The organism is Halosimplex marinum (genome assembly GCF_051414075.1).
Classification (GTDB): domain Archaea; phylum Halobacteriota; class Halobacteria; order Halobacteriales; family Haloarculaceae; genus Halosimplex; species Halosimplex marinum.
Genome location: NZ_JBLKNY010000006.1, coordinates 312,612 through 332,733, shown reverse-complemented (window position 1 = coordinate 332,733; position 20,122 = coordinate 312,612). Strand labels below are relative to the sequence as shown.

At 71.2% G+C, this 20,122-nt stretch carries 22 protein-coding genes; 14 read left to right on the top strand and 8 right to left on the bottom strand.

The features are described 5' to 3' along the window. Window positions 1-25 precede the first annotated feature (25 nt). The gene (locus tag ACMGFI_RS18095) at window positions 26-226 is read right to left on the bottom strand and encodes an antitoxin VapB family protein (RefSeq protein ID WP_436911407.1); all 201 of its coding nucleotides are present in this window, start codon (window positions 224-226) and stop codon (window positions 26-28) included. Between the two features lie 87 nt (window positions 227-313). On the opposite strand from ACMGFI_RS18095, the gene ACMGFI_RS18090 reads away from it, so the two are divergent. Both ACMGFI_RS18090 and ACMGFI_RS18085 read left to right on the top strand, forming a co-directional pair. Then, window positions 314-1,378 (top strand): phosphotransferase family protein, encoded by a 1,065-nt coding sequence (locus ACMGFI_RS18090; RefSeq protein WP_436911406.1) that lies wholly within the window; start codon window positions 314-316, stop codon window positions 1,376-1,378. A 99-nt stretch (window positions 1,379-1,477) separates the two neighbouring features. Beyond that, window positions 1,478-2,173, top strand: a complete 696-nt coding sequence (locus ACMGFI_RS18085) for a class I SAM-dependent methyltransferase (protein ID WP_436911404.1) — start codon at window positions 1,478-1,480, stop codon at window positions 2,171-2,173. A gap of 3 nt (window positions 2,174-2,176) precedes the next feature. On the opposite strand, the gene ACMGFI_RS18080 is transcribed toward ACMGFI_RS18085, so the two are convergent. The 4 genes from ACMGFI_RS18080 to ACMGFI_RS18065 all read right to left on the bottom strand — a co-directional run bounded on the left by ACMGFI_RS18080 (window position 2,177) and on the right by ACMGFI_RS18065 (window position 7,626). Further along, window positions 2,177-4,360, bottom strand: coding sequence for a pentapeptide repeat-containing protein (locus ACMGFI_RS18080; protein ID WP_436911402.1), 2,184 nt, complete (start codon window positions 4,358-4,360; stop codon window positions 2,177-2,179). 100 nt (window positions 4,361-4,460) lie between these two features. Beyond that, window positions 4,461-5,018, bottom strand: coding sequence for a DUF2617 family protein (locus ACMGFI_RS18075; protein ID WP_436911401.1), 558 nt, complete (start codon window positions 5,016-5,018; stop codon window positions 4,461-4,463). After that, window positions 5,015-6,898, bottom strand: coding sequence for a spermidine synthase (locus ACMGFI_RS18070; protein ID WP_436911399.1), 1,884 nt, complete (start codon window positions 6,896-6,898; stop codon window positions 5,015-5,017). The genes ACMGFI_RS18075 and ACMGFI_RS18070 overlap by 4 nt, the downstream gene beginning before the upstream one ends. Window positions 6,899-6,912: 14 nt before the next feature. Next, window positions 6,913-7,626: a hypothetical protein gene (locus ACMGFI_RS18065; protein WP_436911398.1), complete on the bottom strand. Its 714-nt coding sequence runs from the start codon at window positions 7,624-7,626 to the stop codon at window positions 6,913-6,915. 180 nt (window positions 7,627-7,806) lie between these two features. Here ACMGFI_RS18065 and ACMGFI_RS18060 point away from each other — a divergent pair, with 180 nt between their 5' ends. The 5 genes from ACMGFI_RS18060 (at window position 7,807) to ACMGFI_RS18040 (ending at window position 10,970) form a co-directional block, all read left to right on the top strand. Further along, window positions 7,807-8,787 carry a DUF8108 domain-containing protein gene (locus tag ACMGFI_RS18060; RefSeq protein ID WP_436911397.1) on the top strand — a complete coding sequence of 327 codons (981 nt, stop codon included), beginning with the start codon at window positions 7,807-7,809 and terminating at the stop codon, window positions 8,785-8,787. Window positions 8,788-8,930: 143 nt separating this feature from the next. Continuing rightward, window positions 8,931-9,839 (top strand): AEC family transporter, encoded by a 909-nt coding sequence (locus tag ACMGFI_RS18055; RefSeq protein ID WP_436911395.1) that lies wholly within the window; start codon window positions 8,931-8,933, stop codon window positions 9,837-9,839. A 50-nt stretch (window positions 9,840-9,889) separates the two neighbouring features. Further along, window positions 9,890-10,138, top strand: coding sequence for an AbrB/MazE/SpoVT family DNA-binding domain-containing protein (locus tag ACMGFI_RS18050; RefSeq protein WP_436911394.1), 249 nt, complete (start codon window positions 9,890-9,892; stop codon window positions 10,136-10,138). Then, window positions 10,138-10,569: a type II toxin-antitoxin system VapC family toxin gene (locus ACMGFI_RS18045; RefSeq protein WP_436911392.1), complete on the top strand. Its 432-nt coding sequence runs from the start codon at window positions 10,138-10,140 to the stop codon at window positions 10,567-10,569. Before ACMGFI_RS18050 ends, ACMGFI_RS18045 begins: the two co-directional genes overlap by 1 nt. 20 nt (window positions 10,570-10,589) lie before the next feature. After that, window positions 10,590-10,970, top strand: a complete 381-nt coding sequence (locus ACMGFI_RS18040; RefSeq protein WP_436911391.1) for a cupin domain-containing protein — start codon at window positions 10,590-10,592, stop codon at window positions 10,968-10,970. Window positions 10,971-10,988: 18 nt separating this feature from the next. Here the strand turns inward: ACMGFI_RS18040 and ACMGFI_RS18035 are convergent, their stop codons facing one another. Beyond that, window positions 10,989-11,111, bottom strand: a complete 123-nt coding sequence (locus ACMGFI_RS18035; RefSeq protein ID WP_436911390.1) for a hypothetical protein — start codon at window positions 11,109-11,111, stop codon at window positions 10,989-10,991. Window positions 11,112-11,253: 142 nt separating this feature from the next. Here ACMGFI_RS18035 and ACMGFI_RS18030 point away from each other — a divergent pair, with 142 nt between their 5' ends. Both ACMGFI_RS18030 and ACMGFI_RS18025 read left to right on the top strand, forming a co-directional pair. After that, window positions 11,254-11,904 (top strand): bifunctional 4-hydroxy-2-oxoglutarate aldolase/2-dehydro-3-deoxy-phosphogluconate aldolase, encoded by a 651-nt coding sequence (locus tag ACMGFI_RS18030; protein WP_436911388.1) that lies wholly within the window; start codon window positions 11,254-11,256, stop codon window positions 11,902-11,904. 100 nt (window positions 11,905-12,004) lie between these two features. Further along, window positions 12,005-12,391, top strand: a complete 387-nt coding sequence (locus ACMGFI_RS18025; RefSeq protein WP_436911387.1) for a DUF7573 domain-containing protein — start codon at window positions 12,005-12,007, stop codon at window positions 12,389-12,391. A 63-nt stretch (window positions 12,392-12,454) separates the two neighbouring features. Here the strand turns inward: ACMGFI_RS18025 and ACMGFI_RS18020 are convergent, their stop codons facing one another. Next, window positions 12,455-12,814 carry a DUF7344 domain-containing protein gene (locus ACMGFI_RS18020; RefSeq protein WP_436911385.1) on the bottom strand — a complete coding sequence of 120 codons (360 nt, stop codon included), beginning with the start codon at window positions 12,812-12,814 and terminating at the stop codon, window positions 12,455-12,457. 59 nt (window positions 12,815-12,873) lie between these two features. Next, window positions 12,874-13,533 carry a helix-turn-helix domain-containing protein gene (locus tag ACMGFI_RS18015; protein WP_436911384.1) on the bottom strand — a complete coding sequence of 220 codons (660 nt, stop codon included), beginning with the start codon at window positions 13,531-13,533 and terminating at the stop codon, window positions 12,874-12,876. Window positions 13,534-13,862: 329 nt separating this feature from the next. Here ACMGFI_RS18015 and ACMGFI_RS18010 point away from each other — a divergent pair, with 329 nt between their 5' ends. The 5 genes from ACMGFI_RS18010 (at window position 13,863) to hisS (ending at window position 20,101) form a co-directional block, all read left to right on the top strand. After that, entirely contained in the window at window positions 13,863-14,831 is a 969-nt protein-coding gene (locus tag ACMGFI_RS18010) for an AAA family ATPase (RefSeq protein ID WP_436911381.1), read from the top strand. Beyond that, window positions 14,831-15,850, top strand: a complete 1,020-nt coding sequence (locus ACMGFI_RS18005; RefSeq protein WP_436911380.1) for a DUF58 domain-containing protein — start codon at window positions 14,831-14,833, stop codon at window positions 15,848-15,850. The genes ACMGFI_RS18010 and ACMGFI_RS18005 overlap by 1 nt, the downstream gene beginning before the upstream one ends. Beyond that, window positions 15,847-18,111: a transglutaminase TgpA family protein gene (locus ACMGFI_RS18000; RefSeq protein ID WP_436911378.1), complete on the top strand. Its 2,265-nt coding sequence runs from the start codon at window positions 15,847-15,849 to the stop codon at window positions 18,109-18,111. Before ACMGFI_RS18005 ends, ACMGFI_RS18000 begins: the two co-directional genes overlap by 4 nt. A gap of 223 nt (window positions 18,112-18,334) precedes the next feature. Beyond that, on the top strand, window positions 18,335-18,628 hold the full coding sequence (yciH, locus tag ACMGFI_RS17995; RefSeq protein WP_436911377.1) for a stress response translation initiation inhibitor YciH: 294 nt from the start codon (window positions 18,335-18,337) through the stop codon (window positions 18,626-18,628). A 162-nt stretch (window positions 18,629-18,790) separates the two neighbouring features. Beyond that, the gene (gene hisS / locus ACMGFI_RS17990) at window positions 18,791-20,101 is read left to right on the top strand and encodes a histidine--tRNA ligase (RefSeq protein WP_436911375.1); all 1,311 of its coding nucleotides are present in this window, start codon (window positions 18,791-18,793) and stop codon (window positions 20,099-20,101) included. Window positions 20,102-20,122 lie beyond the last annotated feature (21 nt).

Genomic DNA, 20,122 nt, shown 5'->3' with positions numbered 1-20,122 from the left:
CGAGATCGCCGGTTCGAAACGCTCGCTATCGATCGTCGGCTCGACCCCTTCCCGCTTCGATCGCCGCCGCGATGTCGTCGATCTCGTCGTCCCAGATACCCGCGACTTCGCGCCAGGAGCGCTCGCCGGTCAGTCGCTTCACCACGTCGCTAAAGCTCTCCCCCTCACGTTTTTCCGCTACGAGGCGCTCGTACGCCTCCTCGTCGAGTGAAATCGTCGTCGCCATCACTCCACTAATCGCACGCGTACAGACGTAAATGCCGGGTCGAATCGTGCGCCAAGACTTATCCGCCAGCGAGAAATCGGTCGGCACGTGACTACAGACGAACAGGTGGACGGGCTGGACGAGGAGGCGAGGTCGGCGGTCGAGCGGATGGTCGCCGCCGTCGACGGCGACTGGACGACCCGTGAGGCGACCGCGATCGACGACGGCGGCAACGAGACGGTCGCGGTGACGGTCGAGACGGGCGACGGCGTCCGCGAGTGCGTCCTCAAGGCGACCGACGAGGAGAACGGGGGCGGGAACCTCGCGGCCGAGGCGAAGCTCCTCCGCCTGCTCGGCGCCGAAACGGCCGTCCCCGTTCCGGCGGTGTACGGCGTCGTCGGCGACCGCGCGGACCTGCCGACTCCCCTCTTCCTCATGGAGCGGGTCGGCGGCGACCCGCTGCCCGCGGACGCGTCGATCCCCGACGACGAGATGGTCGCGTACGCTCGGCAGGTCGGTCGTGCGCTCGGCGAGGTCCACGACCTCGACGCGTTCGACGGCTACGGCCCGGTCGTCGACGCCGAGCGCGTCGATCCGTCCGACGCAGGCGGAACGCGACCGCTCGCCCGGGAGTACGGGCTGGCGCTCGACGACCCGCGCGATTCGTGGGAAGCGCAACTGGCGGCGACGGCCGAGCGGATGCTCGACGGACTCGCGGACGGCCGGTTCGACGATATCGTACCCGACCTCCGAGCGGCGATCGACCGACGCCAGCGGCGTCTCGACCTCTCGGGGTCACCAGTGCTCGCCCGGATCGACCACCACCCGGCGAACATGGCCGTCGACCGCGAGTCGCGGACGGTGACGGGGCTGCTCGACTGGGGCCTGGTCCGGACGGCCCACCCGGAGTACGAACTCGTCTGCGCCGAACACGGCTTTTGCGGCACGGACTCGCTCGACTCGAAGCGGCGCGAGCGCGTCCGGACCGCGCTGTACGAGGGGTACGACGGGGCCGCCGGGCTCCCGTCCGACGGCGGCTTCGAGTCGCGGCGCCGGCTCCACCTGCTGGTGTTCCTCGCTGCGAACATGACCTGGGTGTCCGACTGGGTCACGCCGGAGACCGCCGAGGAGGTCGAGCGCGACTGCCGCGAGTTCGTCGCGGAACTGCTGTGAGGGGCGGCCGGGGGAAACGAGCGGACGACCCCTGCAGAGGACACGACCCGAACGCGAACGGCGAAACGACTACCGCCGAGCGGGCCGACGAGCGACGCGATGACCGAGCGCCTGTACACTGAACACCCGGACCTGTACGACGCGATCCAGCGCGGGTGGGACTACGACCGGGACGCCGCGTTCGTCGACGAGCGGGTGGCCGCGAGCGACCCGTCCGTCCTGGACGTGGGTTGCGGGACGGGCGAGCACGCCCGCCGGTTCGCCGCGGCCGGGTTCGACGTGACCGGGGTCGACCCCCACGAAGGAATGCTCGACTGCGCACGCGAGAAGTGCGGCGACGAGGTCACGTTCCACCGGGGCGCGCTCCCCGACCTCGCCGTCGACGGGCGATTCGACGCCGTCGTCGCCATCGGGGGCGTGGTCAACCACCTGCCGCCCGACGCGCTCGGTCCGGCGGTGGCGGCGCTGGCCGACCGCCTCGCGCCGGACGGCGTCCTCGTCTTCGACAACTCGCCGCTCCCGCCCGGGGGCAACGACCCCGCGTACCACGTCGGCGAGTACGACGGCGGCCGCTACGTCCGGGTGGCGCAGATGCAGTCGCGGGCGGACGACCGGCTGGAGTGGGTGTCGGTCGCGTTCACCGAGGACGGCGAGGTGTTCACGAACAGCCGGCCGATGACGCCGTTCGACGACCGGGAGGTCGCGGACGCGCTCGACGCCGAGGGACTCGCCGTCGAGACCCGCGACGGCTACGGACCCGACGACCGCCGGACGGTGTTCGTCGCCCGGAACTGAGCGTCACATCTCCGAGCGCTTGACCAGCGCGTAGACCAGAAGCGCCGAGAGGACGACGCTGAGGTACGCCTCGCTGGCGGCCAGCACCTCCGCGGCCCGCCCCTCCGGGCCGAGGAAGCCGTAGCCGATGGTGGTGTAGGAGATGTAGCTGAACCGCGCGACCTCGAACAGGGTGGCCAGCCCCTCCGCCGTGAACGCCTCGGCGGCGGAGAGCTGGCCCGCGGCGGTCCGGAACGGGCCGCCGCCGAACGCGTAGAGGGGCACGTACAGCAGCGGCGCGAGGACGAACGCGAAGCCGATCCGGATGGGTCGCATCCCGTGGCCGCAGGTGACCCCGAGGAAGTAGTTCTCCGCCGCGCGACCGAAGTTTTTCACGCGGGTCCACAGATCCTGAGAACTGTCGCGGACGACTCGCAGGTTCTCCTTTCGGCTGAACTGCTGGCGCTTGACGCGGAACTCCCCGGCGACCTTCATGTCGCCGACGGCGGCGGCGCTCTGTTTGGCCTTGAGGTAGGTGGTCTCGATCACCTCGGGGGTCATCTCCAGGGCGTAGTCGGGGTCGGCGTCGGGCGGCTCGTGGAACTCGTGGATGGCCCAGGCGTTGCGGTCGAGGTACTGCCGGTGGCCGCTGAAGTCGAACTCGTGGCCGTCGAACTCGGTGAACTCCGTGCGGCAAAAGCGGAAGAAGTCCAGCAGGCGCCGGTGGTCCCCGTCGGCGGCGACCAGGTCAACGTCGCCGAGGCTCGCGAGCGTCAGGTCGTAGCGCACCCAGTCGTCGGCGGGCTGGGCGATCTCGCCGCTCCTGATCTTCGCGCGGGTGAAATCGACCCAGGCGTCGCCCTCGACCTGGCTGGCCTCGAAGTCGATGCGCTCGGAGAACCGTGCGCCGCTGAAGTCGATCTCCCCGCCGAAGGCCGTGTCGACGAAGTTCGCCGACGTGATCTCGGCGTTGTGGAAGTCGGCGTCGGCGCCGAAGTGGGCCGCCTCGAAGGTCAGGTCGTCCTCCAGGAAGTTCGCGCCGCCGGAGAACTCCGCGCCGCGGAAGACGGCGCGGGCAGTGAACTCGACGCCGGAGAAGTCGGCGTCCTCGCGGAAGCGCGTCTCGTCGAAGTCGGCCTCGGCCGCGAACGTCGCGCCGGCGAACGTCGCGTCGGCGTCGAACTCCGCCTCCTCGAAGTGCGCGACGCCCTCGAAGGCCACCTCCCCGAAGGAGACGAACCGGAAGCGGGCGTGGCGGAAGTCGACGTCGCCGGCGAACGTCGAGCGCTCGAAGGTCACGTCCTCGTCGAGCGCGCGCTCGCGGCCGGAGAAGGCCGCCCCGCGGAAGTCGGCGTCCCCCTCGAAGGCCACGTCGGCGAACCCGGTGTCGCCGTCGAAGCGCGCCTCGTCGAAGTCCGCGAACCCCTCGAAGACGGCCTCGTCGAACTCGGCGTCGCCGTCGAAGCGGGCCTCCTGGAAGTCCGCCTCGCCGGCGAAGGTCGCCCGCTCGAAGTGGGTGAAGCCGAACGTCGTCTGCCGGAAGTCCGCCAGGTCCGCGAACGTCGCGCCGGTGAAGCTGGTGTTGTCGTCGAGCAGGTTCGAGGCGCCGTAGAACTCGGCGCCGCGGGCCTCCGCGACCCCCTCGAAGGTCGCGCCGTCGAAGCTCACGTCGTTCGTGAACGTCGACTCGTCGACGTCGAACCGCCCCTCGAAGGTCGCGCCCTCGAACTCCACGTCGCCGGCGAACGTCGCCTCGAACGCCTCGAAGTCGCCGGTCACGGTCGCGCCGTCGGCCAAGATTGCCTCCTCGACGTGGGCCTCGTCGAGGGTCACGTCGCCGAGCGTCGCCTCGTCCAGACGGATCGGCAGGCGGACCGTCGCGAACGTCGCCGACAGCGACTCGACGGTCGCGCCCCGGAGGTCGACCGGGTGGCGGTCGGCCCCCTCGACGGTCAGCCGGTCCAGTTCGATGGCGGGGAGTTCGACGCCCCGCAGGTCCTTCGCCTCGGCGTCGCCCTCGCGGACGACCGTCAGGAACGCCTCGCGCACGTCGTCGTCGTCGACCCCCCGCTCGGCTCGCTCGTCGGGCGAGAGGTGCAGGACCGCGGCGGCCGCCGCCGGACCGTCCCCCGCTTGTCCGGCGTCCGCGGCCGCTCCGGGGGCCTCGACCGCGCCGGAGTCCGGGCTCCCGTCCCCTCTATCTGTCATACTTTCTCACAGGAGATGCCCGGAACATAAATATTGCTGACGCTGGCGGGTCCTCGGGGACGGGTCAGTCCGCGGGCTGGCCGGGCCGGTCCCACGCCGCTCAGTCCGTCGGCTGGCCGGTCCGGTCCGCGTGCGCGTCGCCGTCGAGCGCCTCCGCGACCGCGCCGCCGGGAACGGACTCGAAGGTCGTCCGCGTGAAGAGCGCGAGGTCGAACTCGGGGTAGGTGTGGTAGGTCTCGTAGCCGTCGGCGCCGACCTCGACCGTGGTGTAGGCGTCCTCGCCGAACCGATAGGAGAGGTCGAACGCCGCCTCGGCAGGAAACGCCGCGAGCGGGCGCCGCTCGACGAGCGTCGCACAGCGGAGGCCGTCGGCTGTGTAGGTGAGGCGGCGGCGACCCTCGTCGGCAGCGGGGTCCGATCCCCCGGAACCGTGCACCGTCGGGCCGTCGAGCCGGAGGGTCGTCGCGCCGTCGGCGTCGACGGGGTCGCAGGTGGACAGCTCGTGGAAGCCGTAGGCGGGGGCGCTGACGTAGTGGGAGCTGCCGACGACGCGGAAGGTGAACTCGGCGCCGAGCCACTCCCGGGTCAGCGAGTCGAACACGCGCACGTCGTCGGTCGGCGGAGCCGGTCCGTGGACGAACTGGAGGGTCTCTGTCATGGGTCGACGATCACGTCGTAGTTGGGGTCGAAGACGCTGTTCGGCTCGACGCCGCGGTAGGCCGGGACTCGCCGCCACTCCAGGCCCTCGTAGCGGTCGGCGACGGCGTCGAGGTAGTCGCTGCGGGCCCGCGAGACGTTCGGGCTCGGCGTCGGCCCGTCCGACAGCAGGTAGAAGCGCTCGCCGCGCTCCAGCCGGTCGTCGCCGTCGGGGTCCTCGTACACCGAGTAGGGGAGGTATCGGTCGAAGCCGGCCTCGCGGACGGTGTTGACGTACACCTTGTGGTGCTGGGCGTACCAGTACTTCGAGTAGACCCACGTGGCGACGACGCCGTCGTCGGACAGGTGGTCCCGGAGCAGCCGGTAGAACTCCGTCGAGTACAGCGCCAGGGCGTCGTCGCTGCGGGCGCCCGGCACGTCCAGCAGGATCAGGTCGTAGTTTTTCTCGGAGCCCCGGAGGTAGTTGTACGCGTCGCCGACGGTGGTGTTCAGCCGGTCGTACGCGTAGGCGTCGTCGTTGTAGCGGGCGAACGCCGACTCCTCGCGGGAGTAGTCGAGGAACTCCCCGTCGATGTCGACCTGGTCGACGCTGACGCCGTAGTCGCGCAGGCGGTCGACGGCGATGTAGTCGCCGCCGCCGACGAGCAACACGTCGAACGACGCGTTGCCGGCCGCACCGGACTCAGTATCGACAGCCACGGACGCACGGGCGTCCGCCCGCGGGTCCGCGCGGACGGTCCCCGAGCCGTCGACGTAGGCCGACAGCGGCACGTCGACGAGGCCGGCGTGGTAGGAGTCGACCCAGCTCTCGCAGAGCTGGATCGCGCTGTCGAGGCGGAGACACGTCTCCGTGCCGGGGTCGCCGGCCACGTCGCGGCGGTAGGTGGTGATCCGCTGGTAGCGGGTGCGCTCGAAGCCGGTGACGGTCACCTCCGCTTTCCCGGGCTGGTACTCGCTCTCGATGCGGTCGCCCATGTAGGCGCCGGTGACCGCCCGGTCGACGGCGCCGGCGTTGGCGACCAGCCCGCCGTAGGTGCCCGTCAGCAGGAGTCCCGCGAGGACGACCGCGCGCCACCGCGCCAGCGAGACCGACCGGTCGGCGCCCCGGTCGGCGGGCGCCCGGGCCGACCAGACGGCGAACGCGAGGGCAGCGACGCCGTTCAGCAGGCCCAGCACCAGCACGGACACGACGAGGCCGTAGCTGGGGTACAGCACCAGCGCGTAGACGACCGTCCCGGCGAGCCCGCCGAGGTAGTCGACGCCCAGCACCTCGGAGAACGACCGGCCCTCGGGCTCGGTGACCGAGAAGAACGCGCCGAGGACGCCGCGGACGATCCGGCGGGGGTAGATCCCGCCGAGCGCGGCGAACAGCGTCTCCTCGCGGTGCTCGACGAGCTCGTTCAACAGCGGGATCTCGAACCCCGAGAGCACGCCGACGACCAGGATCGGCACGTGGGCGAGCCCGAGCGTGAGCGGCTCCTTCAGCGCGAGCCGGCCGACGGTCAGCGTCGCGTCCGGGAAGGCGTTCAGCGCGATCATGAACCCGGCGCCGGCGGGGCCGGCCAGCGCGAGGTACACCTCCGTCCGGAGGAAGTTCCCCGCGGGGTCGTCGAGGTGGGCCGAGAGGAAGGATCCGACGCCCATCGAGAACAGGTACAGGCCGATGGTGATCGAGTACCGCAGGACGGTCCCGCCGTAGAACACCGTCAGAAGCTCGGAGTAGACGAGCTCGTAGGCGATCGAACAGAACGCGACGACGAACGTGAGCGCGAGCAGGAGCCGCCGGTCGGTGACCAGCGGACCCGACAGCCGCGGCTCCTCGTCGGCTGGTCGGGCGGGTGTCTCCCCCGCTCCGCGGGCGTCGTCGCTGTCGGGGGCCATCGGCGGTCAGTGGCTCACACCCTGGGCTTGACGTACCAGGCCTTGTCCATCTGCGGGTCGCCGAGGCCGTTGTCGACCTCCATGTCGACGGACTGCCAGCCGAAGTTCGTCGAGCCGTCCGCCGAGACCAGTTCCGTGCCGACGCGGTACCACCCCTCGCGGGCGCCGTCGCCCGGCGAGAGCGCGGCCACGTCGGCCGTCAGGTCGGCGCCGTCCTGCGGGTCGTCCCAGGTCTCGTCCCAGGAGACCGACCCGGGACCGGGCCCCGGCGCGTCGTTCTCGTACTCGTCGTCGGTGCCCAGGTAGGCGACGCCCAGCGTCGCGACCGTCGCGTCGGCCATCCGCAGCTCGTCGTCGTGGTCGTCGCGCCAGTCGTCGCTGTAGGCCCCGCCGTGCCAGACCGCCCAGCCGTGGCGCGGGTGTTTCGGCGCCGAGGAGTAGCCGCCGGTGCCGCGGCCGCCGGCGCCCTTCGCCGCGCGGGCGCGCCCGACCGGGACGAGCCCGGCGACGGCGCCGCCGCCGAGGTTGCTCTCGTTCTCCCGGCGCGTCTCCACCTCGATGTCGGACAGCAACTCGATCTGCAGCGTCGTTCCCTGGAGGGCGACGTCGTCGAACACTCTGGACCGTCGGGGCGGCGGGGACGTGCTCCCCCCGAACCCCAGACACCCGGCCAGCGCCGCACCGGCCGCCAGCCCGGCACTGCCGCGCACGAAGCGTCTGCGCTTCATACCAACTACCGCAACGGGCATCGAATAAGTATCTTTATATCATAGTTTCAGCCAGGGCGAACGTTCGCGGGGTAGCCGAGCGGCGGGCGCGACCGGGGCCGGCCGGGGCGGCCGGCGTCGGCGACGGGCAGTGGGCCGGGATTCAAGTGGGGACCCGCAGTAGGGGGATGGTAACTGACAATGAGCGACACCTCCGACGGGACGACCGAGCGCTACTCCGGGGACGTGCGCCTCGCCGGTAGCCACGAGACGCCGGTCGGGCTCCGCGGGGCCGCCGACGTGTTCGTCGGCCCGGACGGCGTCGCGGGCACGCTCCGGCTGGCCGACGCCGAGTACGTCTACACGGACGTGACACCGCCCGGCGAGGGCGGGGCCGACCCCGCCGAGAGCGACCCCGACGTGGCGACCGAGGTCACCGGCGACATCGAGGACGGCTACGTCGAGAGCGTCGACGGCGACGTTGCGGTCCGGGGTGTCGAGGACGTGTTCGTGGCCGCCGGCGCCGCCGAGGCGATCGACCCCGCGGGCGCCGAGCAGGTGTTCCACGACGGCGCCGCGACGCCGACCGACGACCCCGCGGGCTACGACGTGACCGTCACGGGCTGGGACCACAGCCGCGACGCCCGGGACCCGCGCGACGGCGTCGCCGTCCGCGGGGCGAAAAACACCGTCGAGGTGGCCGAGGGCAAACACGACCTGACCGTCTACGTCGTCGGCTGGGACAACGAGGTCCGGGTCGAGGGGCGGGGCGTCGACGCCACCGTCTTCTTCGTCGGCCGGGACAACCGCGTCAGCGTCGGCCCGTACGTCTCGGTGACGACCGCCGCCGAGAGCGGCTTCGACAACGTCGTCGAGTCCGACCCCGTCCCGCCCGAAGCCGTCATCCAGACCTCGAAGGAGGAGGCCCACTCGGACGCCACCATCGGCCGCCACCGCATCACGTGGCAGGAGCCGGCGCCCGACAAGGACTGGTGTCCCAACTGCGGCGAGGACGCCGACGCCGTCATCGCGCGCCGGCAGAAGGACGCCCTCTTCCTGTTCGGCACCGCCGTCCGGACCTACGACGACGGCGGCGTCTCCTACGAGTGCGAGCGCTGTAGCCGTCACGTGGCCGGCGACGTGGCGCTCTCGGAGGACGAGCGCCGGGACGCGCTGCGGTGAGTCGGTAGCCTGGTACCGGCCGGGACTCCGGGCGGCAGCCGGGACTTTCGGCGGCGGCCGCGACTCGCGGCGACCCCCGGGAGGTCCCGGCGAGTTCGGCGGCGATCCGAACCCTGAAAGGCGCCGATCGGTTCCACCCGGGTATGGAGGTGTACGCGCGGCTGGCCTACCTGCTCGCGCTGTTGCTCGCGGGCCTGGCCGCCCGCCGGGTCGGCCTGCTGACCGAGCGGCGGACGGGCCGGCTCAACGACGTCGCGTTCTACGTCGCGCTGCCGGCGCTGGTCTTCTCCTCGACGTACGACCGGGCGCTGGGCGAGCTCGTCTCGCCGGCGCTGGTCGGGGGCGTCCTGCTGGTGTTTGCGACGGTGATCGCCGTCGCCTGGCTGGTCCACGGTCGCCGCGCCTCGCACAGTCGGCGTAGCGTCGCCGTCGTCCAGTCCTATCACTCGAACCTCGGGTTCCTCGGGCTCCCGCTCGTGGAGGCGACGCTGGGCGGTGCAGCCAGCGGGACCGCTGCCGTCGTCCTCGGCATCGGCGTGCTCGTCCAGACGCCGCTCACGGTGGGGTCGCTGATCGCGATCAACGACGCCGACGCCGCGGTCGCCGACGAGGTCCGCGGCGTCGCCACTAACCCCGTCCTGCTCGCCCTGGTCGCCGGCCTCGCCGTCTCGACCGCCGGCGTGGGCGTCCCCGGCGCCGCCGCGACCGGGCTCGGCGCCGTCTCGGAGCTCGCCCTGCCCATCGCCCTGCTCTGCGTCGGCGCCTCGCTGGAGGTGGTCGACGCCGACGTGGACTACGGGCTGACGGGCTCGGTCGTGGCGACGAAGATCGGGCTGATGCCCGCCATCGCGTGGGTGGTGTTCACCCTGCTGGCCGTCGACCCCACCGCCGCGGCCGCCGTCGTCGTCATGCTCGGGATGCCGTCGGCCGTCTCGACGTACGTCTACGCGACGGAACTGGGCGGCGACGCGCAACTCGCCTCGCTCAACGTCTTCGCGACGACGCTGGCCTCGCTGGGGACCGTCGGCGTGATCCTGCACGTGATGGGGTAGCCTCGACTCGAGCCCGTACTTTTTACGCGATGGCGACCAACCCCGGTGTGATGTCCCGACCAGTCGAGGACGAGACGACCGTCGGAGAGGGGTACTCGACGACGGTCCCCGCGAGCGTCCGCGAGCGGGCGGAGATCGAAGCGGGCGACCGACTCCGGTGGACCGTCGACGAGGACGGAGCGATCAGCGTCCGGGTCGTCGAGCGCGGCGAGGAGACGTTCGGGTCGCTCGACCCGGTCGAACTGGACGAGGAGACCGACGCGGCCGAGGACCACGACGCGGTCGCCGGCGACCACTGATGGCGACCGCGCTCGCCGATTCGAACGTGTTCATCGCCGCTCGACTGGCGAACGACCAGCACCACGAAACCGGCGCCGCGATCACCGACGGGATCGACGCCGGCGACCTCCCGAACGTCCGGGTCCCGGACGACGCCCTCTCGGAGGTGCTGAACTACCTCCACACGAGAGCGGGCCACGAGGCCGCAGTCGAAACGTTCGACGCCGTGCTCTCGACGCCGAACTTCGAGTTGGACCGGACGACCGCGACCGACTTCGATACCGGCCGAACGCTCTTTCGCCGATACCGCGGGCTGTCGTTCACCGATTCGGTCCTCTGTGCGTACGCCCGCCGAACCGGCATCGACTACGTGTACAGCTTCGACGACGACTTCGACGCGGTCGACGGGATCACGCGACTCGAAACGGCCGTGAACCCGTATCACGACTGACTTCGACGGTTTCAACCACGATGCCCTACCACCACGTCGACCCCGACGACCTGGATCCGACGCCGGACTACCCCTGCGACCGCCGCGGAATTTCGGACGCGGCGGAACTCGCGGCGCTACACCTCGCCACCTACGAGATGGAACCGGGCGAGCAGCTCCCCAGGGTCTACCACTACCACGACCGCCGCGAGGAGGCCTTCTACGTGGCCGCGGGGACGCTGCACGTCGAAACACCCGACGGGGAGTTCGTCGTGGAGGAAGGCGAGGTGTTCGTCGCCGAACCCGAGAGTCCCCACCGCGCGTACAACCCCGCGGACGCCGACGGGTCCGTGCGAGTACTGGGGACGGGCGCGCCGAAATCGGACATCGCCCACCCCTACGAACCCGAGACCGAGGAGTGAGCGGAGTCGGTAGATCGGTCAGCCGACGACCAGCACGTAGAGGACGAGCAGGAGGACCAGAAGCCCCACGAGCAGGACGCCGGGCATCCGCGGGAAGCTGTCGCTGGCCATCGTCGTCCGCGGATCGGGCGCGTCTGTCATGCCCGGTCTAGGTATCGGCGGAAGATAAACCGCTCGCCGGGGAGCGGTCCGCAGCGGCGGGAGGGGCCGCGAGCGGCGGACACCGCGTCGCTGCCCGACCGGACCGGGTACCCTTTTGGCCCCGCCGGCCGCAGGTCCGGCCATGACGGACAAACACGAGATCCAGCGACAGATCGTCGACAGCGGCGTGACCGCGGTCCTGCGTGGCATCGACGAAGACGACATCGTGCCGGTCGCCGAGGCGGTCCACGAGGGCGGCGTCACGGCGCTGGAGGTGACCGCCGACGCCAAGCGATGCAGCGAGATGATCGCGGACGTGGACCGCGCGATGGCGGACACGGACGCCATCGTCGGCGCGGGGACGGTGATGGACGCCGCGGCCGCGCGCAACGTCATCGAGGCCGGCGCGGAGTTCGTCCTCGCGCCCAACCTCAACGAGGACGTGATCGACGTGTGCAACCGCGAGGGCGTCGTCTGCATCCCCGGCGTGATGACGCCGACCGAGGCCGCCCGCGCGATGGAGGCCGGCGCGGACGTGCTGAAGATGTTCCCCGCCTCGACCGTGGGGCCGGGCCACATCGGCGCGCTCCAGGGCCCGCTGGGCGACGTGCCGATCATGCCGACCGGGGGCGTCTCGACGGACAACGTCGCCGACTACTTCGAGGCCGGCGCGGTCGCGGTCGGCGCGGGCTCGGCGCTGGTCGACTACGACGCCATCGAACGGGAGGACTGGGAGGGCGTCCGCGAGTCGGCGGCGGCGTTCGTCGAGGCCGTCGAGGACGCGCGGTCGTAGCGGACTCGGCGCGCGGTCGGATCGGAATCGACGGGTTCGCGCGGGTCGGCGCGCGGCCCGGGTCGCCAGCGCTAAGAGGGGCGAGCGACCACGACGACGCATGGGAGACCGGTCGCTCGACGACTTTTTCGGCGACGACGACCCCGACGACGGCGAGGAGACCGTCGCGGAGGAATCCCCGGACCAGTCCGACGAGCCGGCCGACGCGGTCGGCGCGGGCGCGGCCGACCGCGAGAACGGCGAAGTGAGCGGCGACATCGATACCGACGACGAGGGTGACGCTGGCGCCGAAACCGATAGGACCGAAACCGACGACGCCGACACTGACGAGGAGGGCGTCCGCGTCGACCCGTCGACGGTCGAGCCGGCCGAGTCGACCTACGCCTGGAGCCGCGACGGCGGGACCTGCGTGGCCTGCGGCGAGACGGTCGACCGGCGGTGGCGCGCCGACGACGGACTGGTCTGTGTCGACTGCAAGGAGTGGTAGCGGGCTCGCCGGCGTGTCGCGTCGCCGGCGTCGGTCGGACCACGGCCGGTCCGACACCGGGAACTACTGACTGTCGGGCGTCGACAGTTCTCGCTCGAACGACGCGACCGACGCGAGGTGCGGTTCGATCCGTTCGATCCCCTCGTTCGGTTCCACCAGTTCCCGGTCGGCGTCGAACGTGACGAGGCCGGCCTCCGCCAGTTTCGGGACGTGGCAGTGATACAGGGATGTCTTGATCCGGGTGACGGTCTCGTCGGACGGCTCCGTCGCGATGATGTCGTCGTTGCGTTCCACGACCGCCTCCGCGAGCGCGTCGAGCGTCTCCGGCTGCCCGCGGTCCGCGAGTACGGCGAGAACGATCCGGCGGTCTTTGTCCCGACAGAGGTCGATGACTGTGTCCGCGTCGAGGTGGGTCCCAACCATTGTCTTCCCGTAGCTGTCCGAGACGGGTGACTCCTCCTCTTGGGTACACAACGCCTTTATCAGGGATCGGGTGGATGGCTCCCCTCCAAGGCCGTTCCGAGTATCGCCTCGATCCCGCGGCGGAGACGGGACGCGACCGCCTGCTGTGTGACCCCGAGTTCGTCGCCGAGGTCTTCCATCGTCACCGCCCGCGGCGTATCGAAGTACCCCCGCTCGTACGCGAGGACCAGTACCTCCCGTTGTTTGTCGGTGAGCGCAGTCTCGACGTCGGATTCGATGGGGGTGAGCGCGTGCAGTTCGGTGAGGGTGATCGGCACGTCCAGTTCCCGACAGCGGTCCTGAAACGCCGCGATATCCCGCCGGTCGTCGCCGCGAACGTCGAACGTCCACTGTTCGCTGGTGCCGACGGCCTCGATGAGCGGGACGCTCGTCTCGACCAGCGCGCTCAGCACGCCGTCGTATTCGGTCGCCCACTCGACGCGCAGGAGGTGCTGGTCCGCGACGGCGTCGACCTGGCGGATGTCCTCCACACCGGGGTGGTCGCGAAACGCGCCTTCGATGTCGTCGACGTCGGTCCCCCGGACCCAGAAGTAGGGGATGACGACGTCCCGGGACGGGATGATCCGCTCCAGTTCGACCGTGACGCCCGGTAGCTGCGCGAACACGCTACCCAGAGGGAACTGGTCGGACGGGACCGTGAACGTCGCCTCGGTGGCCATCACTCGAGTATGGGCTCCCCGCGGGAAAGGGGTGGTGCCTGTCGACCGGGCCAAAGCGGCACTCGGCCGGGGATGTTCCCCGCGACGGGCGGTCGCCCCGGCGCGGTCGGTGTCCCGCTCGACCTCGTGTTCGCGTGGGGCTCCGCAGGCGCGCGCCGCGGGTGTCTCCCCGGGGAGACGGCCAGCAAAGTTACCTGTCTCCGGCCATAAGCCACGGTACCGAACACCCTGTGGGGGTTCGTCCCACGCACCTGCGGGGACCGTCCCACGCCACCGGTCGCCGTCGGCACCGCGGGCCGCGCCGCGGCGGGTCGGAGCCGTAGCCACCAATGACAGACACAGACACCCCAGTCTCCGGTCGCCAGGAGAGCACGGTCGAAGACGTAGACGACGCGCAGGCGGTGGTCTCGCGGGTCGTCGACAACGTCGAACAGGTGATCGTCGGCCACCACGGCGAGATAGAGCACATCCTCACCGCCCTGCTCGGGCGCGGACACATCCTGCTGGAGGACGTGCCCGGCGTCGGCAAGACGATGCTCGCCCGCGCGGTCTCGCGGTCGTTCGACGGATCCTTCAAGCGGGTCCAGTTCACGCCCGACCTCCTCCCGTCGGACGTGACCGGCGTCAACGTCTACAATCAAGAGACCGAGACCTTCGAGTTCCGCCCCGGCCCCGTCTTCGCCAACGTCGTCCTCGGCGACGAGATCAACCGCGCGCCGCCGAAGACCCAGTCGGCGCTGCTGGAGGCGATGGAGGAGGACCAGGTGACCGTCGACGGGGAGACCCGCAGCCTCCCCCAGCCCTTCACCGTGATCGCGACCCAGAACACCGTCGAGCGCGACCGCACCTACGAGCTGCCGATGGCCGAGCTCGACCGCTTCATGAAGAAGCTCCGCCTGGGGTACCCCGGCCGCGACGAGGAGACGGAGATGCTGGACCGGATGGTCGGTCACCACCCCATCGAGGAGCTGGAGTCGGTAGCGACGCTGGACGACCTGCGACGCGCCCGCGAGACGGCCGCGAACGTGACCGTCGAGGAGAGCGTCCGCGCGTACGTGACGCGGCTGTCGCAGTTCACCCGCCGCCACGCCGAACTCGGGGTCAGCCCCCGCGGCGGCCTCGCCGTCCTGCGGGCCGCGCAGGGGCGGGCGATCCTGGAGGGCCGCGACTACGTCATCCCCGACGACGTGCAGACGGAGGCCGAGGTCGTCTTCCCGCATCGCATCCGGACGAGTACCGACGAGACGACGCCGCGGGCCGTCGTCGAGAACGCGCTCGAATCAGTCCGCGTCGAGTGATGCAACTGACACGAAGGGGGTACGCCGTCCTGGGCGTCGTCGTCACAGCGGAGGTGCTGGCGATAAGCTACGGCGCCCGGGCGCTCAACGCCGTCGCCGCGCCGGCCGTCCTCGCGCTGGTGGCCTCGACCGTCCAGTTGTGGCGCACACCGGCGCCGACGGTCGACCGCGACCACGTCCCCGCCGCCTTCCCGGGCGACACCCGCGAGGTGAGCGTCGCGGTCGACGGCGGCGGCGTCGCCGAGATCGCGGAGACGGTTCCCGACGGGCTGACCGCCGAGGGGGCGAGCACGGAGGCGTCGCTGCCGGCGACGCTCACCTACACGCTGACCTGCGCCGAGCGGGGCCGGCACAAGCTCGGGCCGCTGGAGATCCGGGCCCGGGACATGCTGGGGCTGGTCGAGCGGACCACCCGGTCGGGGTCGGCGACGCACGTGCTCGTCTACCCGCCGGTCTACCAGGTCGCCGGGCGGGAGGTCATCCTGCAACACGTCCTCGAACGGTCCGACATCGAGCGCCAGGAGTTCGACTCCGTCCGCGAGTACGCGCCGGGCGACCCGCTGCGGGACGTCCACTGGAAGTCGACGGCCAAGTCGCCCGACGAGATATACGTGACGCAGTTCGCCGACAACCGCGTCGAGGACGACGAGATCACGATCGCGGCCACGGGGCAGGCGGGGAGTATCGACGAGATGGCGGCCGCCGCCGCCAGCGTGGCGGTCATGGCGCTGGACGCCGGGCTGGCCGTCGAACTGCGGCTCCCCGACGCCCACGTCCGGATGGGCCGGGGCGAGGGCCACCGCCAGCGACTGCTGGCCGCGCTCGCCGAGACGGACACCGACTTCACCTCGCCGTTCAAGTCGTACGCGCTGGACGACGATGTCCTCGCCGACGCCGACGTGGTGGTCCGGAGCACGGGCGACGGCGTCTCGGTCACCTTCGGGAGCGACGAGCGCGACTTCGAGGAGGTCACGGTCAGCCGGGAGAACCCGCTGACCACGCGGGGGGTCGAGTCGTGAGCGCCGAGACGCGCGCGGTCGACGCCGCGTTCGACCTCGACGAGGTCGACCCCGTCAGGGCCGTCGCGCTCGGCGGGGTCGGGCTACTGATCGCGGCCTACGGCTCGGTCTTCTACCGCTTCATCGACGTGACGGGCGACCCGACCGGGTTTCTCCTCCTGTCGGCGCTGGCGCTGGCGGCGGCGACGGCGCTGTCGCGGTCGCTGCGGCTGCGCTGGGCGACCGTCGTCGCCGTCGGCCTGCTGGCCGGCGGGCTGACGCTGTACATCTTCAGCCTGCCGCGCCAGCCGCCGCTGGTTCCCCTCTTGACCGACGCCATCGCCCTGATGACGGGGCGGTCGCTGCTGCAGGTGACCAACGTCGACCTGTGGGTGCTCGGCGTCTCGCCCGGCCCCCTGTTCCTGACGTGGTACCTCGCGGTGCGCCGGCGCTACGTCGGGAGCGTCGTCGCCGGCGGCGCGACGCTCGGGTTCCTCGTGTTGACCGGCGACGCCTCGAACGTGACGACGCTTTTGGGCGTCGTCGGGGGGATCGTCGCCGTCGCGGTCGGCGACATGGACCGGCGGGGCGACTCGCTGAAGGCGGCCGAGCCGCTGGCGGTCCTGCTGGCGGCGCTGATCGTCCTCTCGGCGGTCGCGCCGGTCGTCCCGGCCGGCCCCTCGCGGACCGCCGACACGTGGTCGAGCTTCCAGACCGGCGGGCCCGGCGGCGGCACCGTCGAGGCCAACCTCGTCCGGGCCGACAGCCAGCTGGGGATCGCGGGCAACCTCTCGCTGTCGCCGGAGGTTCGGTTCCGCGTCGAGAGCGACGCCGAATCGTACTGGCGGATCGGCAGCTACGACCGCTACACCGGCGACGGCTGGATCCGCACCGGGAGTAGCCACTCCTACAGCGGCCGCCTCAGCGGTCCGCCGGGACAGAGCCGGGCGGTCCGACAGACCGTCACCGCCATCGACGAGATCGGGGTCCTGCCGGCGGCCTGGAAGCCCGTCGAGCTCGACGGGGCCGTGGCCGACGACGCGCGCGTGACCGACCTCGACGGGTTCGAACTCGACGGGACGCTCGAAAGCGGCGATGGGTACACCGTCACAAGCCGGGTCCCCGTCGCGAGCGCTCGGGACCTGCGGTCGGCCGGCACGGACTACCCTTCGGCGGTCGCCGAGCGATACACGCGGCTGCCGTCGAGCACGCCCGACCGCGTCGGCGAGCGGACCGCGCGGATCACCGCCCGCGCGGACAACCCTTACGCGACCGCCCGGGTCGTGGAGCGGTGGCTGGAAAACAACAAGAACTACTCGCTTGACGTGCGCCGCCCCAGGGAGAACGTCGCCGACGAGTTCCTCTTCGAGATGGACGCCGGCTACTGCACGTACTTCGCGACGACGATGGTCACGATGTTGCGGAGCCAGGACATCCCGGCGCGGATGGCCGTCGGCTACACGCCCGGCGAGCGCGTCGCCGAGGACGAGTGGGTCGTCCGCGGCTACGACGCCCACGCGTGGGTCGAGGTGTTCTTCCCCGAGGTGGGGTGGGTGCGCTTCGATCCGACGCCGGCCGGCCCCCGCGAGAGCGCCGAACGGGGCGAACTCGCGGAGGCCCGCGAGAACAACCGCACCGACGTGGACACGAACGAGACCGGGGACGGGGAGTGGACGCCGACGCCGACGGCCACGCCGGCGCCGCTGACCCCGCGGGCCGACCAGCCCGCGCAGGAGGCCCCCGGCGAGGTCACCGTCCCCGACCGGATCACCCGTCCGGGCGCCCGCGGCCCCACCGGCAACGTGACCGTCTCGGGGCCCGCGATCACGCGTCCGCCGACGAACGTGGCCGCCACCGGCGGCGGCGACGGCGGGGGCGACGACGAGGGGGCGACCGGGCCGTTCGGCGGCCGGCCGCCCACGCGCGCCGAGGCGGCGCTGTCGGTCATCGTCCTGGTCGGCGCGGTCGTCGCGCTCCGGCGGTCGGGCGTCACCGGCCGGGTCTACCGGGCGGTGTGGCTGCGCTACCAGCCGACGAGCGACCCCGAGACCGACGCCGAGCGGGCCTTCGAGCGCCTGGAGTACGTCCTCGCCGAGCGCCACCGCCCGCGCCGGCCCGAGGAGACGCCCCGGCAGTACCTCGCCGCCATCGGCGCCGACGAGCGGGCCGCGCAGGTCGCGGCGGTCCGCGAGCGGGCCAAGTACGCCGGCCGAGTCACCCGCGAGGAGGCCGACCGGGCGGTCGACATCGTCGACGAGATGGTCGGGTGGCGCGGCGCCTGAGTCCCGAAGCGGCCGAGTCCCGAGGCGGGCGGTCGCCGCCGGTCGCCGACGGCCGCCCGTTCGGCCCGCTCGGCGTCGCCCGTGGGAAGTCCCGACAGTGTTTAATAGGTCGATTTCGTAGGCGGATGCGTAATGTCGGAAGTCTGCTCGCTGCACAAGGCGAGTACGCCGCACGACCTCAGTCACAGCCCGTCAACCACCGACGACGAACGCGCGGGTCAGCATGTCTGAGGTCTGCTCCACGTGTGGACTGCCCGAGGAGCTCTGCGTCTGCGAGGACGTCGCCAAGGACTCCCAGGAGATCAGCGTCCGCATCGACGAGCGCCGATACGGGAAGGAGGTAACGATTATCGAGGGGTTCGACCCGAAAGACGTCGACATGGACAGCCTCTCGTCGGATCTGAAGTCGAAGTTCGCCTGCGGGGGCACCGTCGAGGACGGGTCCATCGAGCTCCAGGGCAACCACACCGGACGCGTCGAGGACTTCCTCCGCGACAAGGGATTCAACGTCGCCTGACCGTCCCCGTGCCGCCGTGAGCGCGCACGGGTAGCCCGTTTTGACCCGCTCCCGGGTCCAGCCGTCTCCGCCGCCTGAGCACGCTCCGGCGCGATTCCGCTCGATGTTCCCCGTCCTTCTCGAAAAGGTGGTTTGAAGCGGCTCCTCGTCGAACCACGGGGTATGTACGAGGGACTGAAGGGGTTCACCGACTTCTACCCCGACGAGATGGCCCCGCTCCGGGAGGTCATCGACACGATCGAGGACACCGCCCGGGCCTACGGCTTCCGCGAGACATCGACGCCGGCGCTGGAACCCGCGGAGATGTGGACCGACAAGAGCGGCGAGGACATCGTCGACGAGCTCTACGACTTCGAGGACAAGGGCGGGCGCCACGTCACGCTCACCCCGGAGCTGACGCCGACGGTCGCGCGGATGGTCGTCGCCAAACAGCAGGCGCTGTCGAAGCCGATCAAGTGGTTCTCGACGCGGCCGTTCTGGCGCTACGAGCAGGTCCAGCAGGGCCGATTCCGCGAGCTGTACCAGACCAACGCCGACATCTTCGGGTCGAGCGAGCCCGAGGCCGACGCCGAGGTGCTCGCCTTCGCCGCCGACTCGCTGACCAACCTCGGCCTCGACGGCTCGGAGTTCGAGTTCCGCGTCTCCCACCGGGACATCCTCGGGGAACTGCTGCGGTCGTTCGACGCCGACGTGGACACGGCGGCGGCGATCCGCGCCGTCGACAAGCGCGCGAAGGTCGAGCGCGAGGAGTACCTGGGCCTGCTCTCCGATGCGGGACTGTCCTACGACCAGGCCCGGGAGTTCGACGACCTGCTCGTCGCCGGCGACGACGATCTGTCGGCGCTGACCGACTTCGCCGACAGCGACGACCTCGCGGCGGCGGTCGAGAACCTGGAGAACGTGCTCGCTGCGGCCGAGGACTTCGGCGTCCGGGAGTACTGCGACGTGAGTCTGACGACCGCGCGCGGGCTGGACTACTACACCGGCGTCGTCTTCGAGTGTTTCGACGCCTCCGGCGAGGTGTCGCGCTCGATCTTCGGCGGCGGCCGCTACGACCACCTCATCGAGGAGTTCGGCGGCCAGCCCACGCCGGCGGTCGGCGTCGGCATCGGCGTGATGAACTCGACGCTCCCCCTGCTGCTCCAGACCCACGACGCCTGGCCGGGCGAGGGCATCTCGACGGACTACTACGTCCTGCAGGTCGGCGACGTGCGCTCGGTGGCCTCGCGTATCGCGCGCGAGTTGCGCGAGCGCGGCCACGTCGTCGAGACGGACGTGAGCGACCGGTCGTTCGGCGCGCAGATGAACTACGCCGACTCCATCGACGCCGAGACGGTCGTCATCGTCGGCGAGCGCGACCTGGAGAACGATGAGGTGACGGTCAAGGACATGGAGAGCGGCGACCAGGTGAACGTCCCGGTCGCGGAGTTCCCCGGCGACAGCGAGCGGCCGACCTACGACGACTTCGCCTGATCGTCGGTCCGTCCGAACACC

Excerpts from the sequence above, each read along its gene's own strand:
- ACMGFI_RS18095 (WP_436911407.1), bottom strand. The coding sequence starts at position 226 with ATGGCGACGACGATTTCACTCGACGAGGAGGCGTACGAGCGCCTCGTA.
- ACMGFI_RS18085 (WP_436911404.1), top strand. The coding sequence starts at position 1,478 with ATGACCGAGCGCCTGTACACTGAACACCCGGACCTGTACGACGCGATC.
- ACMGFI_RS18080 (WP_436911402.1), bottom strand. The coding sequence starts at position 4,360 with ATGACAGATAGAGGGGACGGGAGCCCGGACTCCGGCGCGGTCGAGGCC.
- ACMGFI_RS18075 (WP_436911401.1), bottom strand. The coding sequence starts at position 5,018 with ATGACAGAGACCCTCCAGTTCGTCCACGGACCGGCTCCGCCGACCGAC.
- ACMGFI_RS18070 (WP_436911399.1), bottom strand. The coding sequence starts at position 6,898 with ATGGCCCCCGACAGCGACGACGCCCGCGGAGCGGGGGAGACACCCGCC.
- ACMGFI_RS18065 (WP_436911398.1), bottom strand. The coding sequence starts at position 7,626 with ATGAAGCGCAGACGCTTCGTGCGCGGCAGTGCCGGGCTGGCGGCCGGT.
- ACMGFI_RS18060 (WP_436911397.1), top strand. The coding sequence starts at position 7,807 with ATGAGCGACACCTCCGACGGGACGACCGAGCGCTACTCCGGGGACGTG.
- ACMGFI_RS18055 (WP_436911395.1), top strand. The coding sequence starts at position 8,931 with ATGGAGGTGTACGCGCGGCTGGCCTACCTGCTCGCGCTGTTGCTCGCG.
- ACMGFI_RS18050 (WP_436911394.1), top strand. The coding sequence starts at position 9,890 with ATGTCCCGACCAGTCGAGGACGAGACGACCGTCGGAGAGGGGTACTCG.
- ACMGFI_RS18045 (WP_436911392.1), top strand. The coding sequence starts at position 10,138 with ATGGCGACCGCGCTCGCCGATTCGAACGTGTTCATCGCCGCTCGACTG.
- ACMGFI_RS18040 (WP_436911391.1), top strand. The coding sequence starts at position 10,590 with ATGCCCTACCACCACGTCGACCCCGACGACCTGGATCCGACGCCGGAC.
- ACMGFI_RS18035 (WP_436911390.1), bottom strand. The coding sequence starts at position 11,111 with ATGACAGACGCGCCCGATCCGCGGACGACGATGGCCAGCGACAGCTTC.
- ACMGFI_RS18030 (WP_436911388.1), top strand. The coding sequence starts at position 11,254 with ATGACGGACAAACACGAGATCCAGCGACAGATCGTCGACAGCGGCGTG.
- ACMGFI_RS18025 (WP_436911387.1), top strand. The coding sequence starts at position 12,005 with ATGGGAGACCGGTCGCTCGACGACTTTTTCGGCGACGACGACCCCGAC.
- ACMGFI_RS18020 (WP_436911385.1), bottom strand. The coding sequence starts at position 12,814 with ATGGTTGGGACCCACCTCGACGCGGACACAGTCATCGACCTCTGTCGG.
- ACMGFI_RS18015 (WP_436911384.1), bottom strand. The coding sequence starts at position 13,533 with ATGGCCACCGAGGCGACGTTCACGGTCCCGTCCGACCAGTTCCCTCTG.
- ACMGFI_RS18010 (WP_436911381.1), top strand. The coding sequence starts at position 13,863 with ATGACAGACACAGACACCCCAGTCTCCGGTCGCCAGGAGAGCACGGTC.
- ACMGFI_RS18005 (WP_436911380.1), top strand. The coding sequence starts at position 14,831 with ATGCAACTGACACGAAGGGGGTACGCCGTCCTGGGCGTCGTCGTCACA.
- yciH (WP_436911377.1), top strand. The coding sequence starts at position 18,335 with ATGTCTGAGGTCTGCTCCACGTGTGGACTGCCCGAGGAGCTCTGCGTC.
- hisS (WP_436911375.1), top strand. The coding sequence starts at position 18,791 with ATGTACGAGGGACTGAAGGGGTTCACCGACTTCTACCCCGACGAGATG.